26 protein-coding genes and 1 pseudogene are annotated in these 22696 nt (G+C 56.6%); 18 read left to right on the top strand and 9 right to left on the bottom strand.

The annotated features are described in order from the left end of the window. Positions 1 to 36 precede the first annotated feature (36 nt). The gene (amyA, locus tag INF61_RS21875; protein ID WP_045348701.1) at positions 37 to 1524 is read left to right on the top strand and encodes an alpha-amylase; all 1488 of its coding nucleotides are present in this window, start codon (positions 37 to 39) and stop codon (positions 1522 to 1524) included. Between the two features lie 102 nt (positions 1525 to 1626). On the opposite strand, the gene yedD is transcribed toward amyA, so the two are convergent. Next, on the bottom strand, positions 1627 to 2040 hold the full coding sequence (gene yedD, locus INF61_RS21870) for a lipoprotein YedD (protein WP_003859613.1): 414 nt from the start codon (positions 2038 to 2040) through the stop codon (positions 1627 to 1629). A 75-nt stretch (positions 2041 to 2115) separates the two neighbouring features. After that, a complete protein-coding gene (gene fliE, locus INF61_RS21865) occupies positions 2116 to 2430 on the bottom strand; it encodes a flagellar hook-basal body complex protein FliE (protein WP_003859612.1) in 315 nt (104 codons plus the stop codon). Positions 2431 to 2659: 229 nt separating this feature from the next. Between fliE and fliF the strand changes: the two genes are divergently transcribed. From fliF to rcsA, 14 genes and pseudogenes are all read left to right on the top strand, one after another. After that, positions 2660 to 4342 (top strand): flagellar basal-body MS-ring/collar protein FliF, encoded by a 1683-nt coding sequence (gene fliF, locus INF61_RS21860; protein ID WP_017383346.1) that lies wholly within the window; start codon positions 2660 to 2662, stop codon positions 4340 to 4342. Next, a complete protein-coding gene (gene fliG / locus INF61_RS21855) occupies positions 4335 to 5333 on the top strand; it encodes a flagellar motor switch protein FliG (RefSeq protein WP_003859608.1) in 999 nt (332 codons plus the stop codon). Before fliF ends, fliG begins: the two co-directional genes overlap by 8 nt. Beyond that, positions 5326 to 6033, top strand: a complete 708-nt coding sequence (gene fliH, locus INF61_RS21850) for a flagellar assembly protein FliH (RefSeq protein WP_045333365.1) — start codon at positions 5326 to 5328, stop codon at positions 6031 to 6033. Before fliG ends, fliH begins: the two co-directional genes overlap by 8 nt. Continuing rightward, the gene (fliI, locus tag INF61_RS21845; RefSeq protein WP_017693144.1) at positions 6033 to 7403 is read left to right on the top strand and encodes a flagellar protein export ATPase FliI; all 1371 of its coding nucleotides are present in this window, start codon (positions 6033 to 6035) and stop codon (positions 7401 to 7403) included. Before fliH ends, fliI begins: the two co-directional genes overlap by 1 nt. A 21-nt stretch (positions 7404 to 7424) precedes the next feature. Further along, the gene (fliJ, locus tag INF61_RS21840; protein ID WP_193548123.1) at positions 7425 to 7868 is read left to right on the top strand and encodes a flagellar export protein FliJ; all 444 of its coding nucleotides are present in this window, start codon (positions 7425 to 7427) and stop codon (positions 7866 to 7868) included. Continuing rightward, positions 7865 to 9079 (top strand): flagellar hook length control protein FliK, encoded by a 1215-nt coding sequence (gene fliK / locus INF61_RS21835; protein WP_193548122.1) that lies wholly within the window; start codon positions 7865 to 7867, stop codon positions 9077 to 9079. Before fliJ ends, fliK begins: the two co-directional genes overlap by 4 nt. A gap of 106 nt (positions 9080 to 9185) precedes the next feature. Beyond that, entirely contained in the window at positions 9186 to 9656 is a 471-nt protein-coding gene (gene fliL, locus INF61_RS21830) for a flagellar basal body-associated protein FliL (RefSeq protein ID WP_003859598.1), read from the top strand. Between the two features lie 4 nt (positions 9657 to 9660). Continuing rightward, a complete protein-coding gene (fliM, locus tag INF61_RS21825) occupies positions 9661 to 10665 on the top strand; it encodes a flagellar motor switch protein FliM (protein WP_003859594.1) in 1005 nt (334 codons plus the stop codon). Continuing rightward, positions 10662 to 11075: a flagellar motor switch protein FliN gene (gene fliN, locus INF61_RS21820; RefSeq protein WP_003859592.1), complete on the top strand. Its 414-nt coding sequence runs from the start codon at positions 10662 to 10664 to the stop codon at positions 11073 to 11075. Before fliM ends, fliN begins: the two co-directional genes overlap by 4 nt. A gap of 2 nt (positions 11076 to 11077) precedes the next feature. Then, positions 11078 to 11452, top strand: coding sequence for a flagellar biosynthetic protein FliO (gene fliO / locus INF61_RS21815; protein ID WP_063151634.1), 375 nt, complete (start codon positions 11078 to 11080; stop codon positions 11450 to 11452). Further along, positions 11452 to 12189 carry a flagellar type III secretion system pore protein FliP gene (fliP, locus tag INF61_RS21810; protein WP_015572437.1) on the top strand — a complete coding sequence of 246 codons (738 nt, stop codon included), beginning with the start codon at positions 11452 to 11454 and terminating at the stop codon, positions 12187 to 12189. The genes fliO and fliP overlap by 1 nt, the downstream gene beginning before the upstream one ends. A gap of 10 nt (positions 12190 to 12199) precedes the next feature. Beyond that, positions 12200 to 12469: a flagellar biosynthesis protein FliQ gene (gene fliQ / locus INF61_RS21805; protein ID WP_003859587.1), complete on the top strand. Its 270-nt coding sequence runs from the start codon at positions 12200 to 12202 to the stop codon at positions 12467 to 12469. A gap of 6 nt (positions 12470 to 12475) precedes the next feature. Further along, a pseudogene (gene fliR, locus INF61_RS21800) lies at positions 12476 to 13268 on the top strand (flagellar biosynthetic protein FliR); the annotation flags it as partial. A gap of 290 nt (positions 13269 to 13558) precedes the next feature. Continuing rightward, positions 13559 to 14182, top strand: a complete 624-nt coding sequence (rcsA, locus tag INF61_RS21795; RefSeq protein WP_017383340.1) for a transcriptional regulator RcsA — start codon at positions 13559 to 13561, stop codon at positions 14180 to 14182. Positions 14183 to 14281: 99 nt separating this feature from the next. Here the strand turns inward: rcsA and dsrB are convergent, their stop codons facing one another. Further along, positions 14282 to 14470, bottom strand: coding sequence for a protein DsrB (gene dsrB, locus INF61_RS21790; protein WP_003859583.1), 189 nt, complete (start codon positions 14468 to 14470; stop codon positions 14282 to 14284). Between the two features lie 128 nt (positions 14471 to 14598). Here dsrB and yodD point away from each other — a divergent pair, with 128 nt between their 5' ends. Both yodD and INF61_RS21780 read left to right on the top strand, forming a co-directional pair. Then, a complete protein-coding gene (yodD, locus tag INF61_RS21785; protein ID WP_193548121.1) occupies positions 14599 to 14826 on the top strand; it encodes a YodD family peroxide/acid resistance protein in 228 nt (75 codons plus the stop codon). A gap of 294 nt (positions 14827 to 15120) precedes the next feature. Further along, the gene (locus INF61_RS21780; protein ID WP_193548120.1) at positions 15121 to 15921 is read left to right on the top strand and encodes a mannosyl-3-phosphoglycerate phosphatase-related protein; all 801 of its coding nucleotides are present in this window, start codon (positions 15121 to 15123) and stop codon (positions 15919 to 15921) included. Here the strand turns inward: INF61_RS21780 and dgcQ are convergent. The 3 genes from dgcQ to INF61_RS21765 form a co-directional block, all read right to left on the bottom strand. Continuing rightward, positions 15906 to 17606 (bottom strand): cellulose biosynthesis regulator diguanylate cyclase DgcQ, encoded by a 1701-nt coding sequence (dgcQ, locus tag INF61_RS21775; RefSeq protein ID WP_047718230.1) that lies wholly within the window; start codon positions 17604 to 17606, stop codon positions 15906 to 15908. The genes INF61_RS21780 and dgcQ overlap by 16 nt on opposite strands. Before the next feature lie 84 nt (positions 17607 to 17690). Beyond that, positions 17691 to 17873 carry a YodC family protein gene (locus tag INF61_RS21770; protein WP_003859574.1) on the bottom strand — a complete coding sequence of 61 codons (183 nt, stop codon included), beginning with the start codon at positions 17871 to 17873 and terminating at the stop codon, positions 17691 to 17693. A 77-nt stretch (positions 17874 to 17950) separates the two neighbouring features. Then, a complete protein-coding gene (locus tag INF61_RS21765; protein WP_047056240.1) occupies positions 17951 to 18862 on the bottom strand; it encodes a DUF808 domain-containing protein in 912 nt (303 codons plus the stop codon). 178 nt (positions 18863 to 19040) lie between these two features. On the opposite strand from INF61_RS21765, the gene yedA reads away from it, so the two are divergent. Beyond that, a complete protein-coding gene (gene yedA / locus INF61_RS21760) occupies positions 19041 to 19955 on the top strand; it encodes a drug/metabolite exporter YedA (protein WP_023303927.1) in 915 nt (304 codons plus the stop codon). On the opposite strand, the gene INF61_RS21755 is transcribed toward yedA, so the two are convergent. From INF61_RS21755 to INF61_RS21745, 3 genes are read right to left on the bottom strand one after another with little or no spacing between them, the layout of a single operon-like run. Continuing rightward, on the bottom strand, positions 19927 to 20418 hold the full coding sequence (locus INF61_RS21755; RefSeq protein WP_017383335.1) for a very short patch repair endonuclease: 492 nt from the start codon (positions 20416 to 20418) through the stop codon (positions 19927 to 19929). The two genes, yedA and INF61_RS21755, sit on opposite strands and share 29 nt — an antisense overlap. Then, complete coding sequence (locus INF61_RS21750; protein WP_192969608.1) at positions 20399 to 21832, bottom strand: DNA cytosine methyltransferase; 1434 nt, start codon at positions 21830 to 21832, stop codon at positions 20399 to 20401. The genes INF61_RS21755 and INF61_RS21750 overlap by 20 nt, the downstream gene beginning before the upstream one ends. A gap of 43 nt (positions 21833 to 21875) precedes the next feature. Further along, a complete protein-coding gene (locus tag INF61_RS21745) occupies positions 21876 to 22577 on the bottom strand; it encodes a phosphohydrolase (RefSeq protein ID WP_033486933.1) in 702 nt (233 codons plus the stop codon). Positions 22578 to 22696: the final 119 nt, after the last annotated feature.

Genomic DNA, 22696 nt, shown 5'->3' with positions numbered 1-22696 from the left:
CCATACTTGAGTTTCGCGACCTCATGGAGATGGTGCATGCGCAACCCAACACTTTTACAATGTTTTCACTGGTACTACCCCACCGGCGGCGAATTGTGGCGAGAAGTCACGGCATTAGCCCCCAACCTGAACGAAATCGGCATCAATATGGTCTGGTTACCGCCGGCATATAAGGGGGCATCCGGCGGCTATTCCGTCGGGTATGACTCTTATGACCTTTTCGACCTCGGTGAGTTTGACCAGAAAGGCAGCGTCGCCACCAAATACGGCGATAAAGCCCAGCTGCTGGAGGCCATCAACGCCTTAAAAAGCAACCAGATTGCGGTGCTTCTGGACGTGGTGGTCAACCACAAAATGGGGGCCGATGAAAAGGAACCCGTCCGCGTGCAGCGCGTGGATGCTCAGGATCGCACCCAAATCAGCGATGAGATCATCGAATGCGAAGCCTGGACGCGTTACACCTTCCCCGTTCGGGCCGGGCAGTATTCGCAATTCATCTGGGATTACAAATGCTTCAGCGGTATCGACCACATTGAAAACCCCAATGAGGACGGTATCTTCAAAATCGTGAACGACTACACCGGCGAAGGCTGGAACGATCAGGTCGACGACGAGATGGGCAATTTCGATTACCTGATGGGTGAAAACATTGATTTTCGCAACCACGCGGTGACGGAGGAGATCAAATACTGGGCGCGCTGGGTGATGGAGCAAACCCACTGCGACGGCTTCCGCCTGGACGCGGTAAAACACATCCCGGCCTGGTTCTATAAAGAGTGGATTGAGCACGTCCAGGAGGTGGCCCCGCAGCCGCTGTTTATTGTGGCGGAATACTGGTCTCACGAAGTGGATAAATTGCAGCACTACATCAATCAGGTGGACGGTAAAACCATGCTGTTTGATGCGCCGCTGCAAATGAAATTTCACGAAGCGTCACGCCAGGGACGCGACTACGATATGAGCCAGATTTTCACCGGTACGCTGGTGGAAGCCGATCCGTTCCATGCCGTGACCCTGGTAGCCAACCACGATACCCAACCCTTGCAGGCGCTGGAAGCCCCGGTTGAAGCCTGGTTCAAACCGCTGGCCTACGCGCTCATCCTGCTGCGTGAAAACGGCGTGCCGAGCGTATTTTACCCGGATCTTTTTGGCGCCAGCTATGACGACACCGGCGGGGATGGCGAGACGTATCACATCGATATGCCGGTGATTGAACAGCTCCACGAGCTGATCCTCGCCCGGCAGCGTTTTGCCCACGGCGTACAGACGCTGTTTTTCGATCATCCAAACTGCATTGCGTTCAGCCGCAGCGGGACTGAGGAGCACCCGGGCTGTGTGGTGGTGCTGTCGAATGGCGATGACGGCGAGAAGACGATCTGCCTCGGGGAGAATTACGGCAACAAGACCTGGCGTGATTTTTTAGGCAACCGCGAGGAAATCGTGACCACGGCGGCGGATGGCGAAGGGACGTTCTTCTGTAACGGGGGCAGCGTCAGCGTCTGGGTGATTGAGGACGCGCTGTAGTGCTGGGAAAGTGCGGCCTGATGCCCTCACCCCGACCCTCTCCCACCGGGAGAGGGAGCAAACCCTAAAAACGGCAATATGATTGCCGTTTTGCTTTTACCGCTACGGAAGCTTACTCTCCAGCGGATTCTTACTCAGGTAATCTGCGCATTCCACTGTTGGACGGTCAACCTTGTACAGTTCCATACCGTCATACTCCAGCGCCGCCCCATCACGCTCCAGCGGATAGACATCCAGCTTACGCGTCACGTTATAATAATCATCTGAACGCAGCATGATCTTACCCGGCACCGCGATAACGCGCTGCCACTGACGGCAATCCAGCGTATCCCCCTCTGGCGTCACCACCAGCGTGGCGATCGCTTCCGGGCTCACCATCGCGCTCTGCGGCCCTTTCGACTGCCAGTAACCTGCCAGTTGCGAAGGTACCGGGTGCTTAATCACTTCCTGATAGTTATCTACCTGAACACATCCCGCTAACGTCAGCATCGCAGCCACAATTGCTACTTTTTTCATCATCTTTCCTGCATGCGAAGAAAAAAATATTGTGGCATTAAAGCCATCAGGCTGCCAGCGTAAGATAGGTATTGATTAAACCTGCATGCCCATCACTTCCTGGTATGCCGACACCAGCTTGTTACGCACCTGCAACCCCATCTGCAATGACACCGACGCTTTTTGCAGATCGGCCATCACATCGTTGAGCGCCACGCCGGGTTCGCCAAGGGTAAATCTCTCAGCCTGGGTACGGGCCGCGTTTTGCTTGTCGCTGATCCGGTCCAGCGCCGCATGCAGTTGACCGGCGAAGCTAACGCCCGGCGGCTGGTCAGCCACGCTCTGATTACGGGCGGTCATCGCCGTTGCCTGTAACTGACTGAGTACCCCTTCAATGCCCTGTATAGCCATGACTCTCCCCTGGATGGTTTTTTTACGAGGTCAAGACTAACAGCTTGTCAATAAGATAATGGCGGTAAATAGCGTTAAAAAACCAGGTTATTTGACGCATAGAAAATCCCGAATCATCAAATAATGGCAGGGCCATCAGTATGGAACTTTTGTCGTGTTTGCCGACCCGGGAGTCAGTTTTGTTTCTCTACACGAATAACGTAAACCACCAGGATTTAAGAGGTGCGCAATGAGTGCGACAGCAGCATCGACAGCGCCACAGAATAAATCACTCGAGTGGATGAACCGCCTTCGCGCCAACCCTAAGATCCCGTTGATTGTGGCAGGCGCTGCCGCCATTGCGATCGTTGTCGCGATGGTCTTATGGGCAAAAAGCCCGGATTACCGCACGCTCTACAGCAACCTTTCTGACCAGGATGGCGGTGCCATCGTCACCCAGTTAACCCAGATGAACATCCCGTATCGCTTTGCCGATAACGGTGGTGCGCTTGAAGTACCGGCAGATAAAGTGCACGAGCTTCGCCTGCGTCTCGCCCAGCAGGGGCTGCCAAAAGGCGGCGCGGTTGGTTTTGAGCTGCTGGATCAGGAAAAATTCGGCATCAGTCAGTTCAGCGAGCAGGTTAACTATCAGCGCGCACTGGAAGGTGAGCTGGCCCGTACGATTGAAACCTTAGGCCCGGTGAAAAGTGCCCGCGTGCACCTGGCGATGCCTAAGCCGTCCCTGTTTGTCCGTGAACAAAAGTCCCCTTCGGCCTCTGTGACCGTTAACCTCGAACCTGGCCGTGCGCTGGATGAAGGGCAGATCAGCGCCGTCACGCACCTGGTCTCCAGTGCGGTGGCCGGCCTGCCGCCGGGTAACGTTACGCTGGTGGATCAGAGTGGTCATCTGCTGACGCAGTCCAACACCGCCGGGCGCGATCTCAATGACGCCCAGCTGAAATACGCCGCGGATGTGGAAGGCCGTCTCCAGCGTCGCATCGAAGCGATTCTGGGCCCGGTGGTCGGCAGCAGCAACGTACACGCGCAGGTCACAGCGCAGATTGATTTCTCGAATAAAGAACAGACCGAAGAGCAGTACGCCCCGAACGGGGATGCCTCCCGCGCCGTGTTACGCTCGCGTCAGATCAATGAGACGGAACAGGTCGGCGGACAGTATCCTGGCGGTGTGCCGGGCGCGCTCTCTAACCAGCCTGCGCCTGCCAACGCCGCGCCAATCTCCACCCCGCCGGCAAACCCGCAGAACGGTCAGCAAACGAATCAGCAGACGACCTCGACCGCGAACAGTACCGGCCCGCGTAACAGCAGCCGTAACGAAACGACCAACTACGAAGTCGACCGGACTATCCGCCATACCAAACTGAACACGGGCGATATTCAGCGTCTCTCTGTTGCCGTGGTGGTGAACTACAAAACGCTGCCGGACGGTAAACCGCTGCCGCTCACGGCGGAGCAGATGAAGCAGATCGAAGATTTAACCCGCGAAGCGATGGGCTTCTCTGAAAAACGTGGCGATACCCTCAACGTTGTGAACTCACCGTTCAACCCGGTGGATGAGACCGGTGGCGAACTGCCGTTCTGGCAACAGCAGGCGTTCTTCGATCAGCTGATGTCCGCAGGCCGCTGGCTGCTGGTGCTGATTGTCGCGTGGCTGCTGTGGCGTAAGGGCGTTCGTCCTCAGCTACAGCGCCGTGCTGAAGCCGAGAAAGCCGCGCTGGAACAGAAGAACGCGCGTCCGGACGAGGAAGAAGCGGTTGAAGTTCGTCTCAGCAAAGATGAACAGATGCAGCAGCGCCGTGCTAACCAGCGTATGGGCGCAGAGGTGATGAGCCAGCGCATTCGCGAAATGTCAGATAACGATCCGCGCGTCGTCGCGCTGGTCATCCGCGGTTGGATGGGTAACGAACATGAGTAATACGCTTACAGGCACCGATAAGAGCGTCATCCTGCTGATGACCATTGGCGAAGATCGCGCGGCGGAAGTGTTTAAACACCTCTCCCAGCGAGAAGTGCAGATCCTCAGCGCGGCGATGGCCAACGTGCGCCAGATCTCCAACAAGCAGCTGACAGAAGTGCTGGCGGAGTTTGAGCAGGAAGCCGAGCAGTTTGCCGCGCTCAACGTCAACGCCAACGAATACCTGCGCTCCGTGCTGGTTAAGGCGCTGGGCGAAGAGCGCGCCGCCAGCCTGCTGGAAGATATTCTCGAAACGCGCGACACCGCCAGCGGGATCGAAACGCTCAACTTTATGGAGCCGCAAAGCGCCGCCGATCTTATTCGCGACGAGCACCCGCAGATTATCGCCACCATTCTGGTCCACCTCAAACGGGGTCAGGCAGCCGATATTCTGGCGCTGTTCGACGAGCGCCTGCGCCACGACGTGATGCTGCGTATCGCCACCTTCGGCGGCGTCCAGCCAGCCGCGCTGGCGGAGCTGACCGAAGTGCTGAACAACCTGCTCGACGGCCAGAATCTCAAGCGCAGCAAAATGGGCGGCGTGAGAACGGCAGCGGAAATCATCAACCTGATGAAAACGCAGCAGGAAGAGGCGGTTATTACGGCGGTACGCGAGTTCGACGGCGAGCTGGCGCAGAAAATTATCGACGAGATGTTCCTGTTCGAAAACCTGGTCGAAGTGGACGACCGCAGTATCCAGCGCCTGCTTCAGGAGGTGGACTCCGAATCGCTGCTTATCGCCCTCAAAGGCGCCGAGCAGCCGCTGCGCGAGAAATTCCTGCGCAACATGTCCCAGCGTGCGGCCGATATCCTGCGCGACGACCTGGCCAACCGTGGCCCGGTGCGTTTGTCTCAGGTGGAAAACGAACAGAAAGCGATCCTGCTTATTGTTCGTCGTCTGGCAGAAACCGGCGAGATGGTGATTGGCAGCGGAGACGACACCTATGTCTGATGAACTGTCGTGGAAGCGCTGGACGCCTGACGACCTCTCCCCTCCCACCGCAGAGTTCACCCCTGCCGTTGTGTCGTCCGACGAGGGCGACGCCGGGGCGGGCATCCCCGAGCTGAGTGAAGAGGAACAGCGCGCCCAGATGCTGGCCCAGATGCAAATGCAGGCGCACGAGCAGGGCTTCAACGCCGGGATGAACGAAGGCCGTCAGACCGGGCACGCACAGGGTTATCAGGAAGGGCTGGCGAAAGGTTTAGAGCAGGGCATCGAGCAGGCGCGCCAGCAGCAGGCGCCGCTGCATGCCCGCATGCAGCAGCTGGTGAGCGAGTTTCAGCACACGCTGGATGCGCTCGACAGCGTGATTGCCTCGCGCCTGATGCAGATGGCGCTGGAGGCGGCCCGTCAGGTGATCGGCCAGACGCCGGTAGTGGATAACGCCGCGCTGATTAAGCAGATCCAGGCCCTGCTCCAGCAGGAGCCGCTGTTCAGCGGCAAACCGCAGCTGCGCGTTCATCCTGATGATTTGCAGCGCGTGGAAGAGAGCCTCGGCGCGACGCTGAGCCTGCACGGCTGGCGGCTGCGCGGCGATCCGTCGCTCCATCACGGAGGCTGTAAGGTCTCGGCGGATGAGGGCGATCTGGATGCCAGCGTCGCGACCCGCTGGCAGGAACTGTGCCGCCTGGCGGCACCGGGAGTCGTCTGATGACCGCTCGCCTTACGCGCTGGCTTAACACGCTCGATAATTTTGAAACGAAGATGGCGCAGCTGCCATCCGTTCGTCGTTATGGACGCCTGACGCGCGCCACCGGTCTGGTCCTGGAAGCCACGGGGCTGCAACTTCCGCTCGGCGCCACCTGCGTGATTGAGCGTCAGGACGGGGGGGAGACGCGTGAAGTGGAAAGCGAAGTGGTCGGGTTCAACGGTCAGCGCCTGTTTCTGATGCCCCTTGAAGAAGTGGAAGGGATTTTGCCCGGCGCCCGCGTCTACGCGAAAAACATCAGCGGTGACGGCCTGCAAAGCGGCAAACAGCTGCCGCTCGGTCCGGCGCTGCTGGGCCGCGTGCTGGACGGAAGCGGCAAACCGCTCGATGGCCTGCCCTCCCCTGATACCACCGAAACCGGCGCGCTGATCACCCAACCCTTCAACCCGCTGCAACGCACCCCAATCGAGCACGTACTGGATACCGGCGTGCGGCCGATTAACGCCCTGCTCACCGTGGGACGCGGCCAGCGTATGGGGCTGTTTGCCGGCTCCGGCGTGGGTAAATCGGTCCTGCTCGGCATGATGGCGCGTTATACCCAGGCGGACGTTATCGTGGTAGGCCTGATTGGTGAGCGTGGTCGCGAAGTCAAAGATTTCATCGAAAACATTCTGGGTGCGGAGGGCCGCGCCCGCTCGGTGGTGATCGCCGCGCCTGCGGACGTGTCGCCGCTACTGCGTATGCAGGGTGCCGCCTACGCCACGCGTATTGCGGAAGATTTCCGCGACCGGGGCCAGCACGTGCTGCTGATTATGGACTCCCTGACCCGCTACGCGATGGCGCAGCGTGAGATTGCGCTGGCCATCGGCGAGCCGCCCGCGACCAAAGGCTACCCGCCGTCGGTCTTCGCCAAGCTCCCGGCGTTGGTTGAGCGCGCGGGGAACGGCATCAGCGGCGGCGGCTCCATCACCGCGTTCTATACGGTACTGACCGAAGGCGATGACCAGCAGGACCCGATTGCCGACTCCGCGCGAGCGATCCTCGACGGCCATATCGTGCTGTCGCGCCGTCTGGCCGAAGCCGGGCACTATCCGGCAATTGATATTGAAGCCTCGATCAGCCGTGCGATGACGGCCTTGATCACCGAGCAACACTACGCCCGCGTGCGTAACTTCAAACAACTGCTCTCCAGCTTCCAGCGCAACCGCGATCTGGTAAGCGTCGGGGCGTACGCCAAAGGCAGCGACCCGATGCTCGATAAAGCGATTGCCCTGTGGCCGCAGCTGGAGGCATTTCTGCAACAGGGTATTTTTGAACGCGCCGACTGGGAAGATTCCCTCCAGGCACTGGAGCTGATTTTCCCGCAGGTGTAACACAGGTGGAGGGCGAAGGTCATGGCGCAGAACAGCGCGTTATCAACGCTGAAAGATCTGGCTGAAAAAGAAGTTGATGATGCCGCATTGCAGCTTGGCGCAATGCGACGCGGGTGCCAGCAGGCTGAAGAACAGTTGAAGATGTTAATCGACTATCAGCATGAATATCGCACCAACCTTAACACCGACATGGCGCAGGGCATTGGTAGCCAGCGCTGGATTAACTATCAGCAGTTTATCCAGACGCTGGAAAAGGCGATTGAGCAGCATCGCCAGCAGCTCAACCAGTGGACGAAAAAAGTCGATACCGCGCTGAATTTCTGGCGCGAGAAAAAACAGCGGTTGCAGGCCTGGCAAACCTTACAGGACCGGCAGATTGCAGCCTCGACCCTGGCGGAAAACCGTCTGGATCAGAAAAAAATGGATGAGTTTGCCCAGCGCGCATCAATGAGGAAACCAGAATGATCACACTGCAACAACTGCTGATGACCGACAGCGACCCGTCCGGCGGCACGCTGACCGGGAAAGGCGCTGAGGGCGCGCAAGATTTTCTTTCTCTGCTGGCGGGCGCGCTGACCGAGACCACCGGCAAAGGCAAAGATGCCCCGCTGACGCTGGCGGACCTGAAAGCGGCGGGCAGCAAGCTGTCGACAGCGGTAAAGGAAAAAAACGGTGATACCACGCTCCAGGCCAAAATCGCCGAGCTGCTCTCCCGTCAGGAGACCCTGACTGGTGAAGATACCGCCGTCTCCCTGCAAAGCCTCGTCTCCGGCCTGAAACCCGCCGCGAATACGGATGCGCTGAAGGCGCTGACCCAGCCGGAGGCGAAAACAAACAGCGAGACCACGACTGAAGAAGAGGAGCTGGCCGGGTTAAGCGCGCTGATGGCGATGTTACCGCACCAGCAGACCACCATCCCGGTAGCGACGCAGCCTGCGAGCACCGGGGAGATCGCCCCCCGTGCCGCCCTCCCCTCTGCGCTAGCCCAGACGGACAACGGCCAGCATCAGCCGCTTAGCCATGCGTTAACGGCTCAGGAAAAAATGCCGGTTCAGGACAGCGACACATCGCTGCCCGCCACGGCAGCCGTTACGCCAGCCGTCGCCGCCGTCGCGGAGAAGCAGGACGTAGCGAGCGCGGCGTCGTCTGCCGCCAGCCCAACCGCGACGCTGGCCCCGATCGTCAGTCACCTGGCGCCTTCACAGCCTGCCGCTACCGTTTCGACAGCGCCGGTGTTAAGCCAGCCGCTGGGCACGCACGAATGGCAGCAGAATCTGAGCCAGCACATCACCTTGTTCACAAAGCAGGGACAGCAGACCGCAGAGCTGCGTCTGCACCCGGAGGATCTGGGTCAGGTGCAAATTTCGCTTAAGCTGGATGACAACCAGGCGCAGTTGCAGATGGTTTCGCCCCACAGCCACGTCCGCGCGGCGCTGGAAGCGGCCCTGCCGATCCTGCGCACGCAGCTTGCGGAAAACGGCATTCAGCTTTCCCAAAGCAGCGTCAGCAGCGAGGGCTTTGCCGGGCAACAGCAGTCCTCATCCGGGCAGCAACAGCACACTTCGCGTTCCGGCCAGCATGGCGGGTTTAACGATGAGAGCGAAGAGTTATTGCCTGCCCCTGCCGCCCTGCAATCCGCCGCGCGCGGCAGCCGTGCCGTAGACATCTTTGCCTAAACGCCAGAGGTAACGTGATTATCCCCGTCTTTTCCACGCTTTGACCTAAGCCGGACACGGGATAATCACCGTATTAAGCTGTACCGAAACAGGAAGCTCGTATCAGATGACAGACTCCGCTATCACCAAAAAAAGCAAGCGTTCCATCTGGATCCCGCTGCTGGTGTTGATTACCCTCGCGGCCTGCGCCACCGCAGGCTACAGTTACTGGCGTATGCAGCAGGAACCCTCCAGCGCGGCCGCCAAAGCTGAAGCGCCGCCTCCACCGGCGCCGGTCTTCTACCCGCTGGATACGTTCACTGTGAACCTGGGCGATGCGGATCGCGTGCTTTACGTGGGTATTACGCTGCGTCTGAAAGATGAAGCGACCCGTGCACGCCTGAACGACTACCTGCCAGAAGTGCGTAGCCGTCTGCTGCTGCTGTTTTCTCGTCAGGATGCCTCCGCGCTCGCCACCGATGTGGGCAAGCAAAAGCTGGTCGATGCCATAAAACAGACGCTGGCGACCCCGCTGGTAAACGGCCAACCTAAGCAGGAAGTCACTGACGTTCTGTATACAGCCTTCATTCTGCGGTAACGACATGGGCGACAGTATTCTTTCTCAGGCAGAAATCGATGCGCTGCTCAACGGCGACAGCGATAAAAGTGACGAACCGAAACCGGGTCTGACCGGCGATGATAATATTCGTCCCTACGATCCCAATACCCAGCGTCGCGTGGTGCGCGAGCGTTTACAGGCGCTGGAGATCATCAACGAACGTTTCGCACGTCAGTTCCGTATGGGGTTGTTTAACCTGCTGCGTCGTAGCCCGGATATTACCGTCGGTGCGATCCGCATTCAGCCGTATCATGAGTTTGCCCGCAACCTGCCGGTGCCAACCAACCTTAACCTGATCCATCTGAAACCGCTGCGCGGTACCGGCCTGGTTGTGTTCTCGCCAAGCCTGGTGTTCATCGCGGTGGATAACCTGTTCGGTGGCGATGGCCGTTTCCCGACCAAAGTGGAAGGCCGCGAGTTTACCCATACCGAACAGCGCGTGATTAACCGCATGCTGAAGCTGGCGCTGGAATCCTACAGTGACGCGTGGAAAGCGATTAACCCGCTGGAAGTGGAGTACGTGCGTTCCGAGATGCAGGTGAAGTTTACCAACATCACCACATCCCCGAATGACATCGTCGTGAACACCCCGTTCCACGTCGAGATCGGCAACCTGACGGGCGAGTTCAACATCTGCCTGCCGTTCAGCATGATTGAACCGCTGCGCGAACTGCTGGTGAACCCGCCGCTGGAGAACTCACGTCACGAAGATCAGAACTGGCGTGAAAACCTGGTGCGTCAGGTGCAGCATTCGCAGCTGGAGCTGGTGGCCAACTTCGCCGACATCTCCATGCGGTTATCGCAGATCCTGAAATTACAACCCGGTGACGTTTTGCCGATAGATAAACCTGACCGCATTATTGCCCATGTGGATGGCGTACCCGTGCTGACAAGCCAGTACGGCACGATTAACGGCCAGTATGCGTTACGCGTTGAGCACTTGATCAACCCGATTTTGAATTCGCTGAATGAGGAACAGCCCAAATGAGTGACATGAACAATCCGTCCGATGAAAACAGCGGAGCACTGGACGATCTGTGGGCTGACGCGTTAAACGAGCAGAAAACGACGCCGACGAAAAGCGCGGCAGACGCGGTCTTTCAGCAGTTAGGCGGCGGCGACGTCAGCGGCACGTTGCAGGACATCGACCTGATTATGGACATTCCGGTCAAGCTGACCGTTGAGCTGGGTCGCACCCGCATGACCATTAAAGAGCTGCTGCGCCTGACGCAGGGTTCCGTGGTGGCGCTTGACGGTTTAGCGGGTGAGCCGCTGGATATTCTGATCAACGGCTACCTGATTGCACAGGGCGAAGTAGTGGTGGTGGCCGATAAATACGGCGTACGTATCACCGACATCATTACCCCTTCCGAACGCATGCGTCGTCTGAGTCGTTAAGTATGAAAACCCAGGCAACACTGTCCGCGCCCTCCGCCGTACCCGGCTCACCGCTGCTCCAGGTGAGCGGCGCGCTGTTCGGTATTATTGCCTTTATCCTTATCGCCGCCTGGCTGGCAAAGCGTTTCGGTCTGGGGGGGAAAACGGCCGGTACCCGCGGGTTGAAGGTCAGCGCCAGCACCCCGCTAGGACCGCGCGAGCGCGTGGTCATTGTGGAAGTGGAAGATGCACGACTGGTGCTGGGCGTGACCGCCTCCAGCATTAACGTCCTTCACACGCTCCCCCCTGCGCCTGTCACGGTGGAGGCTAACGCCCAGGCCCCTGCGGATTTCCAGTCCGTAATGAAGAGTTTGCTCAAGCGTCCCGGGAGATCCTGATGCGCCGTTTGTTATTCCTTACGCTGACAGGCCTGGGCCTGTTCGCGCCCTCTGTGTATGCGCAACTGCCGGGGCTGGTTTCCACGCCGCTGGCGAACGGGGGGCAAAGCTGGTCCCTGTCCGTGCAGACGCTGGTATTCATCACCTCGCTGACCTTTATCCCGGCGATCCTGCTAATGATGACCAGCTTCACCCGCATTATCATTGTGTTTGGCCTGCTGCGCAACGCGCTCGGCACGCCGTCCGCGCCGCCCAATCAGGTGCTGCTGGGTTTAGCCCTGTTCCTGACCTTTTTCATTATGTCGCCGGTGATCGACAAGATTTACACCGAGGCCTACCAGCCGTTCAGCGAAGATAAAATTTCCATGCAGGTTGCCCTGGAAAAGGGCGCGCAGCCATTACGTGAATTTATGCTTCGCCAGACGCGCGAAGCGGATCTGGCCCTGTTTGCCCGTCTCGCTAACACCGGTGAGTTACAGGGGCCGGAAGCGGTGCCGATGCGCATTCTGCTCCCGGCGTATGTGACCAGTGAGCTGAAAACGGCGTTCCAAATTGGCTTCACCATTTTCATTCCGTTCCTGATTATTGACCTGGTGATCGCCAGCGTCCTGATGGCGCTCGGGATGATGATGGTCCCGCCCGCAACCATTGCCCTGCCCTTTAAGATCATGCTGTTCGTGCTGGTCGACGGCTGGCAGCTGCTGGTCAGCTCGCTGGCGCAGAGTTTCTACAGTTGAGGAGCGCGCAATGACGCCTGAGTCGGTCATGATGATGGGCACGGAGGCGATGAAAGTCGCGATTGCCGTCGCCGCGCCCCTGCTGCTGGTTGCGCTGGTCACCGGTCTGATTATCAGTATTCTCCAGGCCGCCACGCAGATTAACGAAATGACCCTGTCGTTCATCCCGAAGATCATTGCCGTCTTCGTGGCGATTATCGTTGCCGGGCCATGGATGCTCAATTTGCTGCTGGACTATATGCGCAACCTGTTCACCAATCTGCCTTACATCATCGGCTGACGGACGATGCTGCATTTCACCAGCGATCAGTTTGTTCAGTGGCTCGGGATCTATTTCTGGCCGATGCTGCGCATCATGGCGCTGATCTCCACCGCCCCCATACTCAGTGAAAAGTCGGTGCCTAAACGCGTCAAAATTGGGCTGGGCATCGTTATCACGATTATCGTTGCCCCTACCCTGCCGGCGGTGGATATCCCGATCTTTTCCCCGAATGCGATCTGGATTGCCCTGCAACAGGTGATGATTGGCGTGGCGGTCGGGTTTACGATGCAGCTCGCCTTCGCCGCGGTACGAACGGCGGGTGAACTTATCGGTTTGCAGATGGGCCTGTCTTTCGCGACGTTCGTTGACCCGGGCAGCCACCTGAATATGCCCGTGCTGGCGCGTATTATCGACCTGCTGGCGATGCTGTTGTTTCTCTCGTTCAACGGCCACCTGTGGCTCATCTCGATGCTGGTGGACACCTTCCACACGCTGCCGATTGGCGACAACCCGGTAAACAGCAACGCGTTTCTGGCGCTGGTGCGGGCTGCCGGGCTGATCTTCCTCAACGGGCTGATGCTGGCGCTGCCGATCATTACCCTGCTGCTCACCGTTAACCTCGCATTAGGTTTACTCAACCGAATGGCTCCGCAGCTGTCGGTATTCGTCATCGGCTTTCCGGTGACTTTGACGGTTGGCCTTTTATTAATGTCATTATTGATGCCACTTATCGCCCCCTTCTGCGAGCATTTATTCAGCGAGATATTCAATCTGTTAGCGGATATTGTCAGCGAACTTCCACGCAAATAATAACCCGCAGTGTTTACAATGTCTTTCTGAGGATATTCCTAAAAATAATCTCGAAAAACATCTACCAGGATATATCTGACGCGGTTTAAATGTTTCTAACCACCTCACAATACTTAATATTTACTTTACTTTAAGATGATTCCTGGCAAATTATACGTAACTTTACGGGATAGTGAGTTCGCCTGAAAGTCTTTGTCATGCTCACAGGTTTTATTAGATTTTTTCCATCCCGTATGGCTGTTTATGAGCTCTCAGGCAGGTGGTGAATTATCGTTACGCATTGAGTGAGGGTATGCCATGTCAACGATCATTATGGATTTATGCAGCTACACCCGGCTAGGGTTAACCGGGTACTTAGCAAGCAGAGGGGTAAGAAAGAGAGACATCAACGATGCACACACCGTTGAAGAACTCGCAGCCGCTTGTGACGCCCACAAGCCCGGCGTGGTGTTTATTAATGAGGACTGTTTCATTCACGACCCCGCTAACAGTCAGCACATTAAGCAGATCATTAATCAGCATCCTAAGACCCTGTTTATTGTTTTTATGGCGATCGCCAATATTCATTTCGATGAGTATTTGTTGGTGCGTAAAAACTTATTAATCAGTTCGAAATCGATTAAACCAGAGTCGCTTGATGATATCCTGGGCGATTATTTGAATAAAGAAGTTAAGAATGTAGGGGCGGTTAACTTACCCACCCTATCATTAAGCAGAACTGAATCAAGTATGCTAAGAATGTGGATGGCTGGACAAGGGACAATTCAGATCTCAGACCAGATGAATATCAAGGCAAAAACAGTATCGTCACACAAAGGAAATATTAAAAGGAAAATTAAAACGCATAATAAGCAAGTCATATACCATGTCGTACGCCTGACAGATAATGTGACGAATGGGATTTTCGTTAATATGCGCTAATTTGCACGGCCATGTTGTACCCTACCTTGATCTCTGGCCTGGCCAGAGATTTTGCTTTTCAGTAGCCGGAGCCGGGGAGAAGACGCCCCCGACGCCGCCCTATTCCGCCGTTTCCACAAAGATCCCATCCGGGTGCCCCAGTTCGTTGAAGAACCAGATGCCGAGCGGGTAATCTTCCAGCGACACCAGATACATTGTGCCTTCATTAAACTCTTCTATAGCCAGCACCACGCCCGGGCGGCGCGGCCCACCGTCCGTTTTGACGGTTACCCGATCGTTGACCTTCATACATTCCTCCTGTGGTTTTGAGCCAGTGTAGAACAAATTGCATTGCCTGGCATCGCCACCTGGCGCGAATGGCGTTTTTGTGTGCGGTCTATACTTAACTGTTGAGACGATTAAATGAGGAACCCGCCATGAAGACCGACAAAGAGTACAGCGACACCATTAAGCGTGAGGTTGAAGTGGATGTCGATGCCCTGCTTGCCGCCATCAATGAAATCAGTGAGTCCGAAGTTCATCGCGCAGAGGATAATCCCGACCGTGTCGTGGTCAATGGTAGGGATTACCATACATACCGTGAACTGGCTGAAGCATTCGAGCTGGATATCCATGACTTTAGCGTCTCGGAGACGAACCGCTAAGGCGAAAAAAATCCCGGTCATGGGGATGACCGGGATCAAACTTGCTTATGCAAGAAGCACTTGTAAATTCGTTACACCAGGAAATCTGATGCAGATAAGACATTATCCCCAACGGAATAGTCTTACAAGCATATATTCTCTTAGCGAATATTATATTTTATACATGTGTATTTTGGTTATGAGTATAAACATGCGCCGCCTGTGGGTTTGTCGGGATCGTTTCCACTTCAACGGCGCGTCAATGCCTGTTTTTTTAAGATTTATCTTAGGTGAAATCATCACCCGGGAGACGTTATGCCTTCGTTTGAGGAGACTCTGCTTGTTTTTACCGACCTCGACGGCACGCTGTTGGATTTTCACACACTCGACTGGCAGCCTGCGGCCCCCTGGCTGGAAAAGTTAATGGATGAACAGGTACCGGTCATTCTGTGCAGCAGCAAAACCGCGTCCGAGATGGATGACATCCAGCAGGAGCTGGGGCTTGGCGGGTTGCCCTATATTGCGGAAAACGGCGCGGTGATCCAGCCTGACGTACGGTGGGAAAACGCCGCACGGTTCATCTCAGAAAAGAAGCATGACGATATCCGGCAGTGTATTGCCCGGGTACGTCAGGAAATGCATCTTAAATTCACCACCTTCGATGACGTGGATGAGCGCGTGGTCGCCGGATGGACTGGGCTGAGTCGTCCCCGCTCAGTGCTTGCGCGTAAACACGAGGCTTCCGTGACGCTGATCTGGCGTGACAGTGATGAACAAATGGAACGCTTTGCCGGCGAACTCGCCCGGCAGGGGCTGAAGATCGTCCAGGGAGCACGCTTCTGGCATATCCTGGACACCTGCTGCGGCAAAGACGCGGCGGTTCACTGGCTTGTGGACCAGTATCGCCTGCACGAGGGTTCCGAACCGACGACGCTGGGCCTGGGCGACGGCCCGAATGATGCCCCGCTGCTGGACAGCGTAGGCTTTGCCGTCGTGGTGAAAGGCTTCAACCGGGAGGGCGTCAGCCTTAAGAACGACGATCCCGCCCGGGTTTATCACACTCAGCACACCGGGCCGACCGGCTGGTGCGAGGGGCTTGATTACTTTTTGACGTGATCCTGCCAGATGACCCGGTTACGCCCGCGCTGTTTCGCCTCATACAGACGCGCATCGGCGGTGGATTGCAGATTTTCGAAGTGATAATTGCCCTTCTCCTGCGCGCCAGAGACGCCAAACGACGCACTTACGCGCAGGGTGGTACTTTTCTTAATCAGGATCTCTTTGCTGTCGATACGCTCGCGGATCTGCTCTGCGACTTCCGCCGCCTCTTCAAGCGTCATGCCCGGCAGCACCACACAGAACTCTTCGCCCCCGACGCGTCCGGCAATATCTTTAGTCCGGAGGGTACTGGCAATCAGACCCGCGGCATGGGACAACACCTTATCACCCGCCTGATGCCCGAACCGATCATTGATGCTCTTGAAGCAGTCAAGATCGATCTGGATGACCGAGAAAGGTAGCGACTGCTGTTCACACTGCTTCGCCAGCATTTTCGCCTGCTCGAACAGCGACCCACGATTGTTCAGCCGGGTCAGAGGGTCGTGCCAGGCCTGCCATTGCAGCGAGTTCTGCATCGAATACATATTACTGACCATGCGCCGGATCACCAGCCATGAGATGAGCAGCATCGCGGTGAACAGCGCCCAAAGCAATGCCAGCACAATGCTGATGCTGCCAAAATCACCGCGCACCCCTTCATCCAGGGTGTGCACGCGCAGGACGATGCCATCAAAATGGTCGAGACGCTCCCAGCTCACAAAACGACTCCCCAGGCGAATGCCACCTTCGGAATCCGATTCTATCGCGTGCGCTATCTGCGCTAATTCGCGCGCGTCAAAATGATTAACGTCCGCAGCAGGTGATTCAGACGTTGCAAGCTGAGTAAGCCGACTGTCATACAGTTGGTATTCCCCTTCCGGGTTATCGCCCACGGCTTCCACCAGCAGGCGACGCAGGGTGGCAAAGGTGAAATCCATCGCCACCACGCCATACCAGACGTGATTGTAATAAACCGGCACGCTGGCGGTGATCAGCGGCTTTTTGCCGACAAAGGTGGAAGGCGGCGAGATAAACCAGCGCACGGCACGCGCACGGTTTTCACGCTCGGACTGTTGGGTAAACCAGGGCTGAGTGACCAGATGGTAATAGCGCTGCACGATATCGCTGGAATTTCCCGGCGTGTCCGTTTCCAGAAAGAATCCGGCGCGAGAGACATAAATCACGCGCTCTTCGTTGCGGGAAGGGCTGGATGCCAGACGCAGCAAATACCCCACTTCAAGCGCGGCGGACAGTTCATTATCAAGGTACTCATCATCACGGTTCAGAAGGGTCGTCTTTTCAACGAAGGCATCCGAAACACCGTTGATCGGTAACGTGCGCTGTTTATCAACCGCAATTTGCCAGCTGGGGGACGTGCGCAAATGCGCAAAACGCTTTACCGCATCATGCAGCACGCCAAACGCCAGCGGCGTTTCCAGCGCATCACGCATGCTGTGGCGAAAAAACAATATCTTATCGACGCTGAACTGAAGCTGTCTGTCCAGCGCACTGGCAACCGTTTCCAGATGGTTACGCTGGCTGGAGATATAAGCATCTTCCAGTACCACAACTTCGCGCCAGGTCAGGAGGGTGGAAAAGATCAGGACAACGATAAAACAGAGGTTAACAATCAAACGGGGATTGCTACGCTTATGCAGCCACTGCAAAAAAGATTGTTTTACAACAAAGGTATCGTGCTGCACACACACTCCCTGATTGTCGCTCACCATCCGATATGATAAGTCTTCTGCCAGTAAAAACGCCCGGCAAGGCCGGGCGTTGTGTGATTAAGCCTTGTCGCGTTTTTGCCTTTTATTAGCAGGCTGAAGCTCGTCTTCGCGAAAAGCCTCCCGCTTAATGCCGTATCCATCATGCCACCGACACTCCACCATTCCGCTGGAATACCCGGTGACGATCATACCTGGACCACCATTTTTGGGCTTAACTTCATCACTGATCAAAAAGACCATACCTGCCTCCTGTATCAGGGTGAAACGTTTTCAATTTAGACGAGGAATGGTCTTTTTGCATCCGGGGTCAGCAATAATTAATGCGATTTCCCGCGTACTTTTTCAACCAGCTTAACAACGGCTACCACAATCAGACCGACGATAAAGCCCAGTACGAGGTTAAGCAGTGTGGGCAGAATTGCAGCAACTACCGCCCCCTGGCCTGACGCAAAATGTTCAATCATGTGATGCAGCGAAGCAACACCGTGCACGATAATTCCGCCGCCGACCAGGAACATCGCCAGGGTTCCCACCACCGACAAGGTTTTCATCAGCCACGGCGCCAGCACCAGCAGGCTTTTCCCAATGCCGCGCGCAATTGCGCTGGATTTTTTTTCCAGCCAGAAGCCGATATCGTCCAGCTTGACGATCAGCCCGACCAGGCCATAAACCCCTATCGTCACGAGGATCGCAATGCCGGACAGGATCAGCACCTGGTTTATCAGAGGGGCATCTGAGACGATCCCCAGCGTAATCGCCACAATCTCGGCCGAGAGGATGAAGTCCGTGCGGATCGCGCCTTTGACCTTATCACGCTCGAACGTTTTTGGATCCTGCGCGGCCAGCGCTTCCAGACGCTGCTGGCGCATTTCCGGGGTGTCTTTCTCTTTGCGTGCAGCGAACATATGCAACACTTTTTCGGCACCCTCGAAGCACAGGAACGCCCCGCCAATCATCAGCAGGGGCGTAATGGCCCAGGGTATAAAGGCGCTAATCAGCAGCGCCAGCGGAACGAGGATCACCTTGTTAATAAAGGACCCTTTCGCAACGCCCCACACCACCGGCAACTCACGGTTCGCCCGCACGCCGCTGACCTGCTGCGCGTTAAGCGACAAATCATCTCCCAGTACCCCGGCGGTCTTTTTCGCCGCCAGTTTTCCCATAACCGAAATGTCATCCAGCAAGGTGGCGATGTCGTCCAGTAATGTTAATAAGCTACTTCCTGCCAAAATCTCTTTCCTTCTTTTTTTGCTAATTAAGTGAATAGTATGGAACAAAACTCACCGCCCGGAAACTGGCACCTCGCGTCAACAAAAATTTCACATCAACAACACAATTAAAGCACTCGCCAGGCTGATAGTTTTGGCGTTAACTATGAGCGAACTTTTTATTTCGTCGTGAGGGACTATGCGTTTCCGGCATTTATTACCGCTCATTGGAGCACTCTTTTCCCTGTATATCATCTGGGGGTCCACCTATTTTGTCATTCGTATAGGCGTGGAAAGCTGGCCCCCGCTGATGATGGCCGGTATTCGTTTCCTTACGGCCGGCGTGCTGCTGATGGCGTTTTTATTGCTGCGCGGCCACAGACTACCGCCGCTGCGTCCCCTGCTTAACGCCGCCCTGATTGGCCTGCTGCTGCTGGCGGTGGGCAATGGCGCGGTAACCGTCGCCGAACACCAGAACGTGCCGTCGGGCATCGCCGCAGTGGTCGTCGCAACCGTGCCGCTGTTTACGCTCTGCTTTAGTCGCCTCTTCGGGATCCGCACCCGTAAGCTCGAATGGCTGGGCATCGCGATTGGGCTTGTGGGTATCATCCTGCTGAACAGCGGCGGTAACCTGAGCGGGAACCCCTGGGCTGCCGTTCTGATCATGATCGGCTCCATGAGCTGGGCCTTCGGCTCGGTCTACGGTTCACGCATCGAGCTGCCCTCCGGGATGATGGCAGGTGCGATTGAGATGCTCGCGGCGGGCATTGTGCTGCTGATGGCCTCCGCGTTGACGGGTGAAAAACTGACGGCGATGCCAGACCTTTCAGGTTTCCTGGCCGTCGGGTATCTGGCGCTGTTTGGCTCGATTATCGCCATCAACGCCTATATGTACCTGATTCGCAACGTCTCACCGGCGGTTGCCACCAGCTACGCCTACGTTAACCCGGTGGTTGCCGTGCTGCTGGGTACCGGTTTTGCGGGCGAAGTGCTGTCGACGATTGAATGGCTGGCGCTGGGTGTGATTGTCTTTGCCGTGGTACTGGTCACGCTGGGTAAATATTTGCTGCCCGCGAAACCGATTGTCACGAGGTGTGAGGTGGAGAAACCGTGATCGGGTGAATGCCCTGGGTATCGATCTGCGCGGCCTGACCGCCGCCGCAGATCCACTCTTCCAGCCGCTCCGTCAGTTCCACGTCATTCAGCTTCATTCTTCCGCGCAGCGCGCACTCCCAGACAATCAGCACCCGCCAGCCCTGAGCGTAAAGCTGCGAAACATCGCGTTTATCACGCTCGACGTTCCTGCCAATCTTCTCCAGCCAGAAGTCGGTGCGTGTCGCCGGGACTTTAAACAGATAGCAGTCGTGATGATGCCAGAAACAGCCGTGGGTAAAGATGATGCACTGGTACGCGTCGATGACGAAATCAGGACGCCCGGCAAGCGTGGCATCCTGAACCCTGAATTCAAACCCGGCGGCGGTCAGAAGGCCCGCGATCCGTTTTTCAATCGCGGTATCACGCGTGCCGATGGCACGCATGTTTTTACTGCGCGTGGCCTTATTGTGAACGTCCGCCATTGACGGCCTCGCTCTGACGAAGCTGAACGGCCTTGCTGATGCGTGAGGCCAGCAGTTTAGCTACCGCGGCAAAGGCTGGCACCACCACCGAGTTGCCAAACTGACGATAGGCCTGGGTATCCGACACCGGGATGCGAAAACTGTAGCCCTGCGGCGTCTCAAAGCCCATTAAGCGGGCGCACTCGCGCGGCGTTAAGCGCCGCGGTCGGTGCTGTTGGTTCTGGGGATCGTCAAAATCTTTTTCGCCCAGCGCCTTATCCCAGCCGCGATCGATAAGAATTTCCGCACCATCTTTGTAATAGCGCGCCGACAGCGTACGCGTCACGCTGTCAGGATTAAGCGGATTGACCATGCCAAACCCAAAGCCATTGCCTTTGGCCTGATGCTTTTTGGCATAGCGATAGAGGTATTTCCACAGCACCGGGGTCAGAATGAATTTCGCATCGACGGCGGGCTCCAGCAGATCGGCCACCGTCGGGCGGCGCGCCGGATACAGCGAGGGCAAATCACGCAGCGTAAAATCGCCTTTCAGATTGAGATCGCGGCGGAAGCCCACCAGCACGATGCGTTCGCGGTGCTGCGGCAGGAAGTGTTTGCCGTCGATAATTTTCGGATCGTCCGGCCCCATGTCCTCTGCATCCGCCACGTCATAACCCAGTTCATCCAGCGTTTGCATGATAATGCGGAAGGTTTTGCCGCCGTCATGACTCTTTAAATTCTTGACGTTCTCCAGCACAAAAATTGCCGGGCGGCGGGCATCAATGATCCGGGCAACATCAAAGAACAGTGTGCCCTGCGTATCGCAGGCAAAGCCGTGTGCGCGTCCCAGCGCGTTCTTCTTCGACACGCCAGCCAGCGAGAACGGCTGACACGGAAAGCCCGCCAGCAGCACATCGTGCGCCGGAATAGTATTGCGAATGTGTTCGGCGGCCTCTTCATCGCTGACGCCGGTTTTGTGGCTCAGCGTGACATCCCGAATATCCGCGTTGAACTGGTGCGCGTCGGGATCGCAATACCAGTTGGCTTTATAGGTACGGACGGCATGTTTGTTCCATTCACTGGTGAATACACACTGCCCGCCAATAGTTTCAAAGCCATGGCGAATGCCGCCGATACCGGCAAAGAGATCGATAAAGCGAAAGGCATAATTTGGATGCGCAGCAGGCGGACGCGGCAGCAAATTTTGCAGATAGCGGAACTCACCGTCGCTCAGGCGGTGCCCTGCCCTGTCGCTTATCAGCAGCCGCTTGAGTATCGCCGGGCTCCAGTGGCTCTCGCCATGGGCCACCAGCTGGTTTGCCAGCGTTTTAGCATCATACATTTCCAGCAGCTGACGCAGGAGTGCCTGCACGGCTGCCGTTGATTTCTCAACCCGCTCAGGCGCGGGCACAGTCACTGATCGATTTTCCTGCATTCTCTTAACCGGACAATAAAGACAGAAAACAGAGTACCACAGTTCAGGATCGCACACTGCGACGGAAATGGGTCAATATCTGGCTGTCGGTTCCGAGGTAATCGCCCTGTAATTCGGCACTCAGCTTCGCCATAAACTGGATCAGAAAATCGGCATTGTGACGCGCAAGTTCGCGCCCCCGCGCGGTTTGCATGGTGTCAGGCAGGCGCAGGAGTTTGGTCTGAAAGTGGTCGAGCGCGAAGGCTTTATCATCCAGCGCTCGTGTTCCGGCGAACGGGTCGTCGGCATCAAACAGCGCGGCGCCCAGCGCACCGGAGACGGCAAAGACGCGCGCCAGGCCGATAGCGCCTAACGCCTCCAGCCGGTCGGCATCCTGCACAATTTTGGCCTCCAGGCTTTGCGGCGCGATACCGGCACTGAAGCTGTGCGCTTCAATAGCATGCTCAACGGCTGCATAACGATCCGGCGGAAAATCAGGAAAGTCGCGACTGAGGATCTCGCGCGTTTTTCGCGCTGCCAGCCGCGAGGAGTGGCTACGTTCCGGGTGATTTTTCGGCAGGCTGACAATGTCATGGAAGTAGCATGCGGTCAGCACAACCAGCGGATCGCTATCCTCGTCAGCCATAATACCCTGCGCCGTCATCCAGACGCGGTGAAAATGGGCGATATCGTGCGCCGCATCATCAGTAAAATGATTTTCGTCGAGCCAGCGCTCAAAACGGTGTTGCCACTGCGCAAGTTCCATCATCCTGTCCTGTTGCTCAAAAGTGAGTGAATTATAATACACCCGAATTAAAATCCTTTATAAATAGAATTACGAAATACTTAATAATAATTACCCGCTATATTTTCAATGAATTAATT

This window comes from Enterobacter cloacae complex sp. P18RS (assembly GCF_014982105.1).
GTDB classification, from domain to species: Bacteria; Pseudomonadota; Gammaproteobacteria; order Enterobacterales; family Enterobacteriaceae; genus Enterobacter; species Enterobacter hormaechei_C.
The sequence above is the reverse complement of the archived record's forward strand: the minus strand, read 5'-3'. Positions and strand labels throughout refer to the sequence as shown.

Coding starts and splice junctions, on each gene's coding strand:
- amyA (WP_045348701.1), top strand. CDS start 37: ATGCGCAACCCAACACTTTTACAATGTTTTCACTGGTACTACCCCACC.
- yedD (WP_003859613.1), bottom strand. CDS start 2,040: ATGAAAAAAGTAGCAATTGTGGCTGCGATGCTGACGTTAGCGGGATGT.
- fliE (WP_003859612.1), bottom strand. CDS start 2,430: ATGGCTATACAGGGCATTGAAGGGGTACTCAGTCAGTTACAGGCAACG.
- fliF (WP_017383346.1), top strand. CDS start 2,660: ATGAGTGCGACAGCAGCATCGACAGCGCCACAGAATAAATCACTCGAG.
- fliG (WP_003859608.1), top strand. CDS start 4,335: ATGAGTAATACGCTTACAGGCACCGATAAGAGCGTCATCCTGCTGATG.
- fliH (WP_045333365.1), top strand. CDS start 5,326: ATGTCTGATGAACTGTCGTGGAAGCGCTGGACGCCTGACGACCTCTCC.
- fliI (WP_017693144.1), top strand. CDS start 6,033: ATGACCGCTCGCCTTACGCGCTGGCTTAACACGCTCGATAATTTTGAA.
- fliJ (WP_193548123.1), top strand. CDS start 7,425: ATGGCGCAGAACAGCGCGTTATCAACGCTGAAAGATCTGGCTGAAAAA.
- fliK (WP_193548122.1), top strand. CDS start 7,865: ATGATCACACTGCAACAACTGCTGATGACCGACAGCGACCCGTCCGGC.
- fliL (WP_003859598.1), top strand. CDS start 9,186: ATGACAGACTCCGCTATCACCAAAAAAAGCAAGCGTTCCATCTGGATC.
- fliM (WP_003859594.1), top strand. CDS start 9,661: ATGGGCGACAGTATTCTTTCTCAGGCAGAAATCGATGCGCTGCTCAAC.
- fliN (WP_003859592.1), top strand. CDS start 10,662: ATGAGTGACATGAACAATCCGTCCGATGAAAACAGCGGAGCACTGGAC.
- fliO (WP_063151634.1), top strand. CDS start 11,078: ATGAAAACCCAGGCAACACTGTCCGCGCCCTCCGCCGTACCCGGCTCA.
- fliP (WP_015572437.1), top strand. CDS start 11,452: ATGCGCCGTTTGTTATTCCTTACGCTGACAGGCCTGGGCCTGTTCGCG.
- fliQ (WP_003859587.1), top strand. CDS start 12,200: ATGACGCCTGAGTCGGTCATGATGATGGGCACGGAGGCGATGAAAGTC.
- rcsA (WP_017383340.1), top strand. CDS start 13,559: ATGTCAACGATCATTATGGATTTATGCAGCTACACCCGGCTAGGGTTA.
- dsrB (WP_003859583.1), bottom strand. CDS start 14,470: ATGAAGGTCAACGATCGGGTAACCGTCAAAACGGACGGTGGGCCGCGC.
- yodD (WP_193548121.1), top strand. CDS start 14,599: ATGAAGACCGACAAAGAGTACAGCGACACCATTAAGCGTGAGGTTGAA.
- INF61_RS21780 (WP_193548120.1), top strand. CDS start 15,121: ATGCCTTCGTTTGAGGAGACTCTGCTTGTTTTTACCGACCTCGACGGC.
- INF61_RS21770 (WP_003859574.1), bottom strand. CDS start 17,873: ATGGTCTTTTTGATCAGTGATGAAGTTAAGCCCAAAAATGGTGGTCCA.
- yedA (WP_023303927.1), top strand. CDS start 19,041: ATGCGTTTCCGGCATTTATTACCGCTCATTGGAGCACTCTTTTCCCTG.
- INF61_RS21755 (WP_017383335.1), bottom strand. CDS start 20,418: ATGGCGGACGTTCACAATAAGGCCACGCGCAGTAAAAACATGCGTGCC.
- INF61_RS21750 (WP_192969608.1), bottom strand. CDS start 21,832: ATGCAGGAAAATCGATCAGTGACTGTGCCCGCGCCTGAGCGGGTTGAG.
- INF61_RS21745 (WP_033486933.1), bottom strand. CDS start 22,577: ATGGAACTTGCGCAGTGGCAACACCGTTTTGAGCGCTGGCTCGACGAA.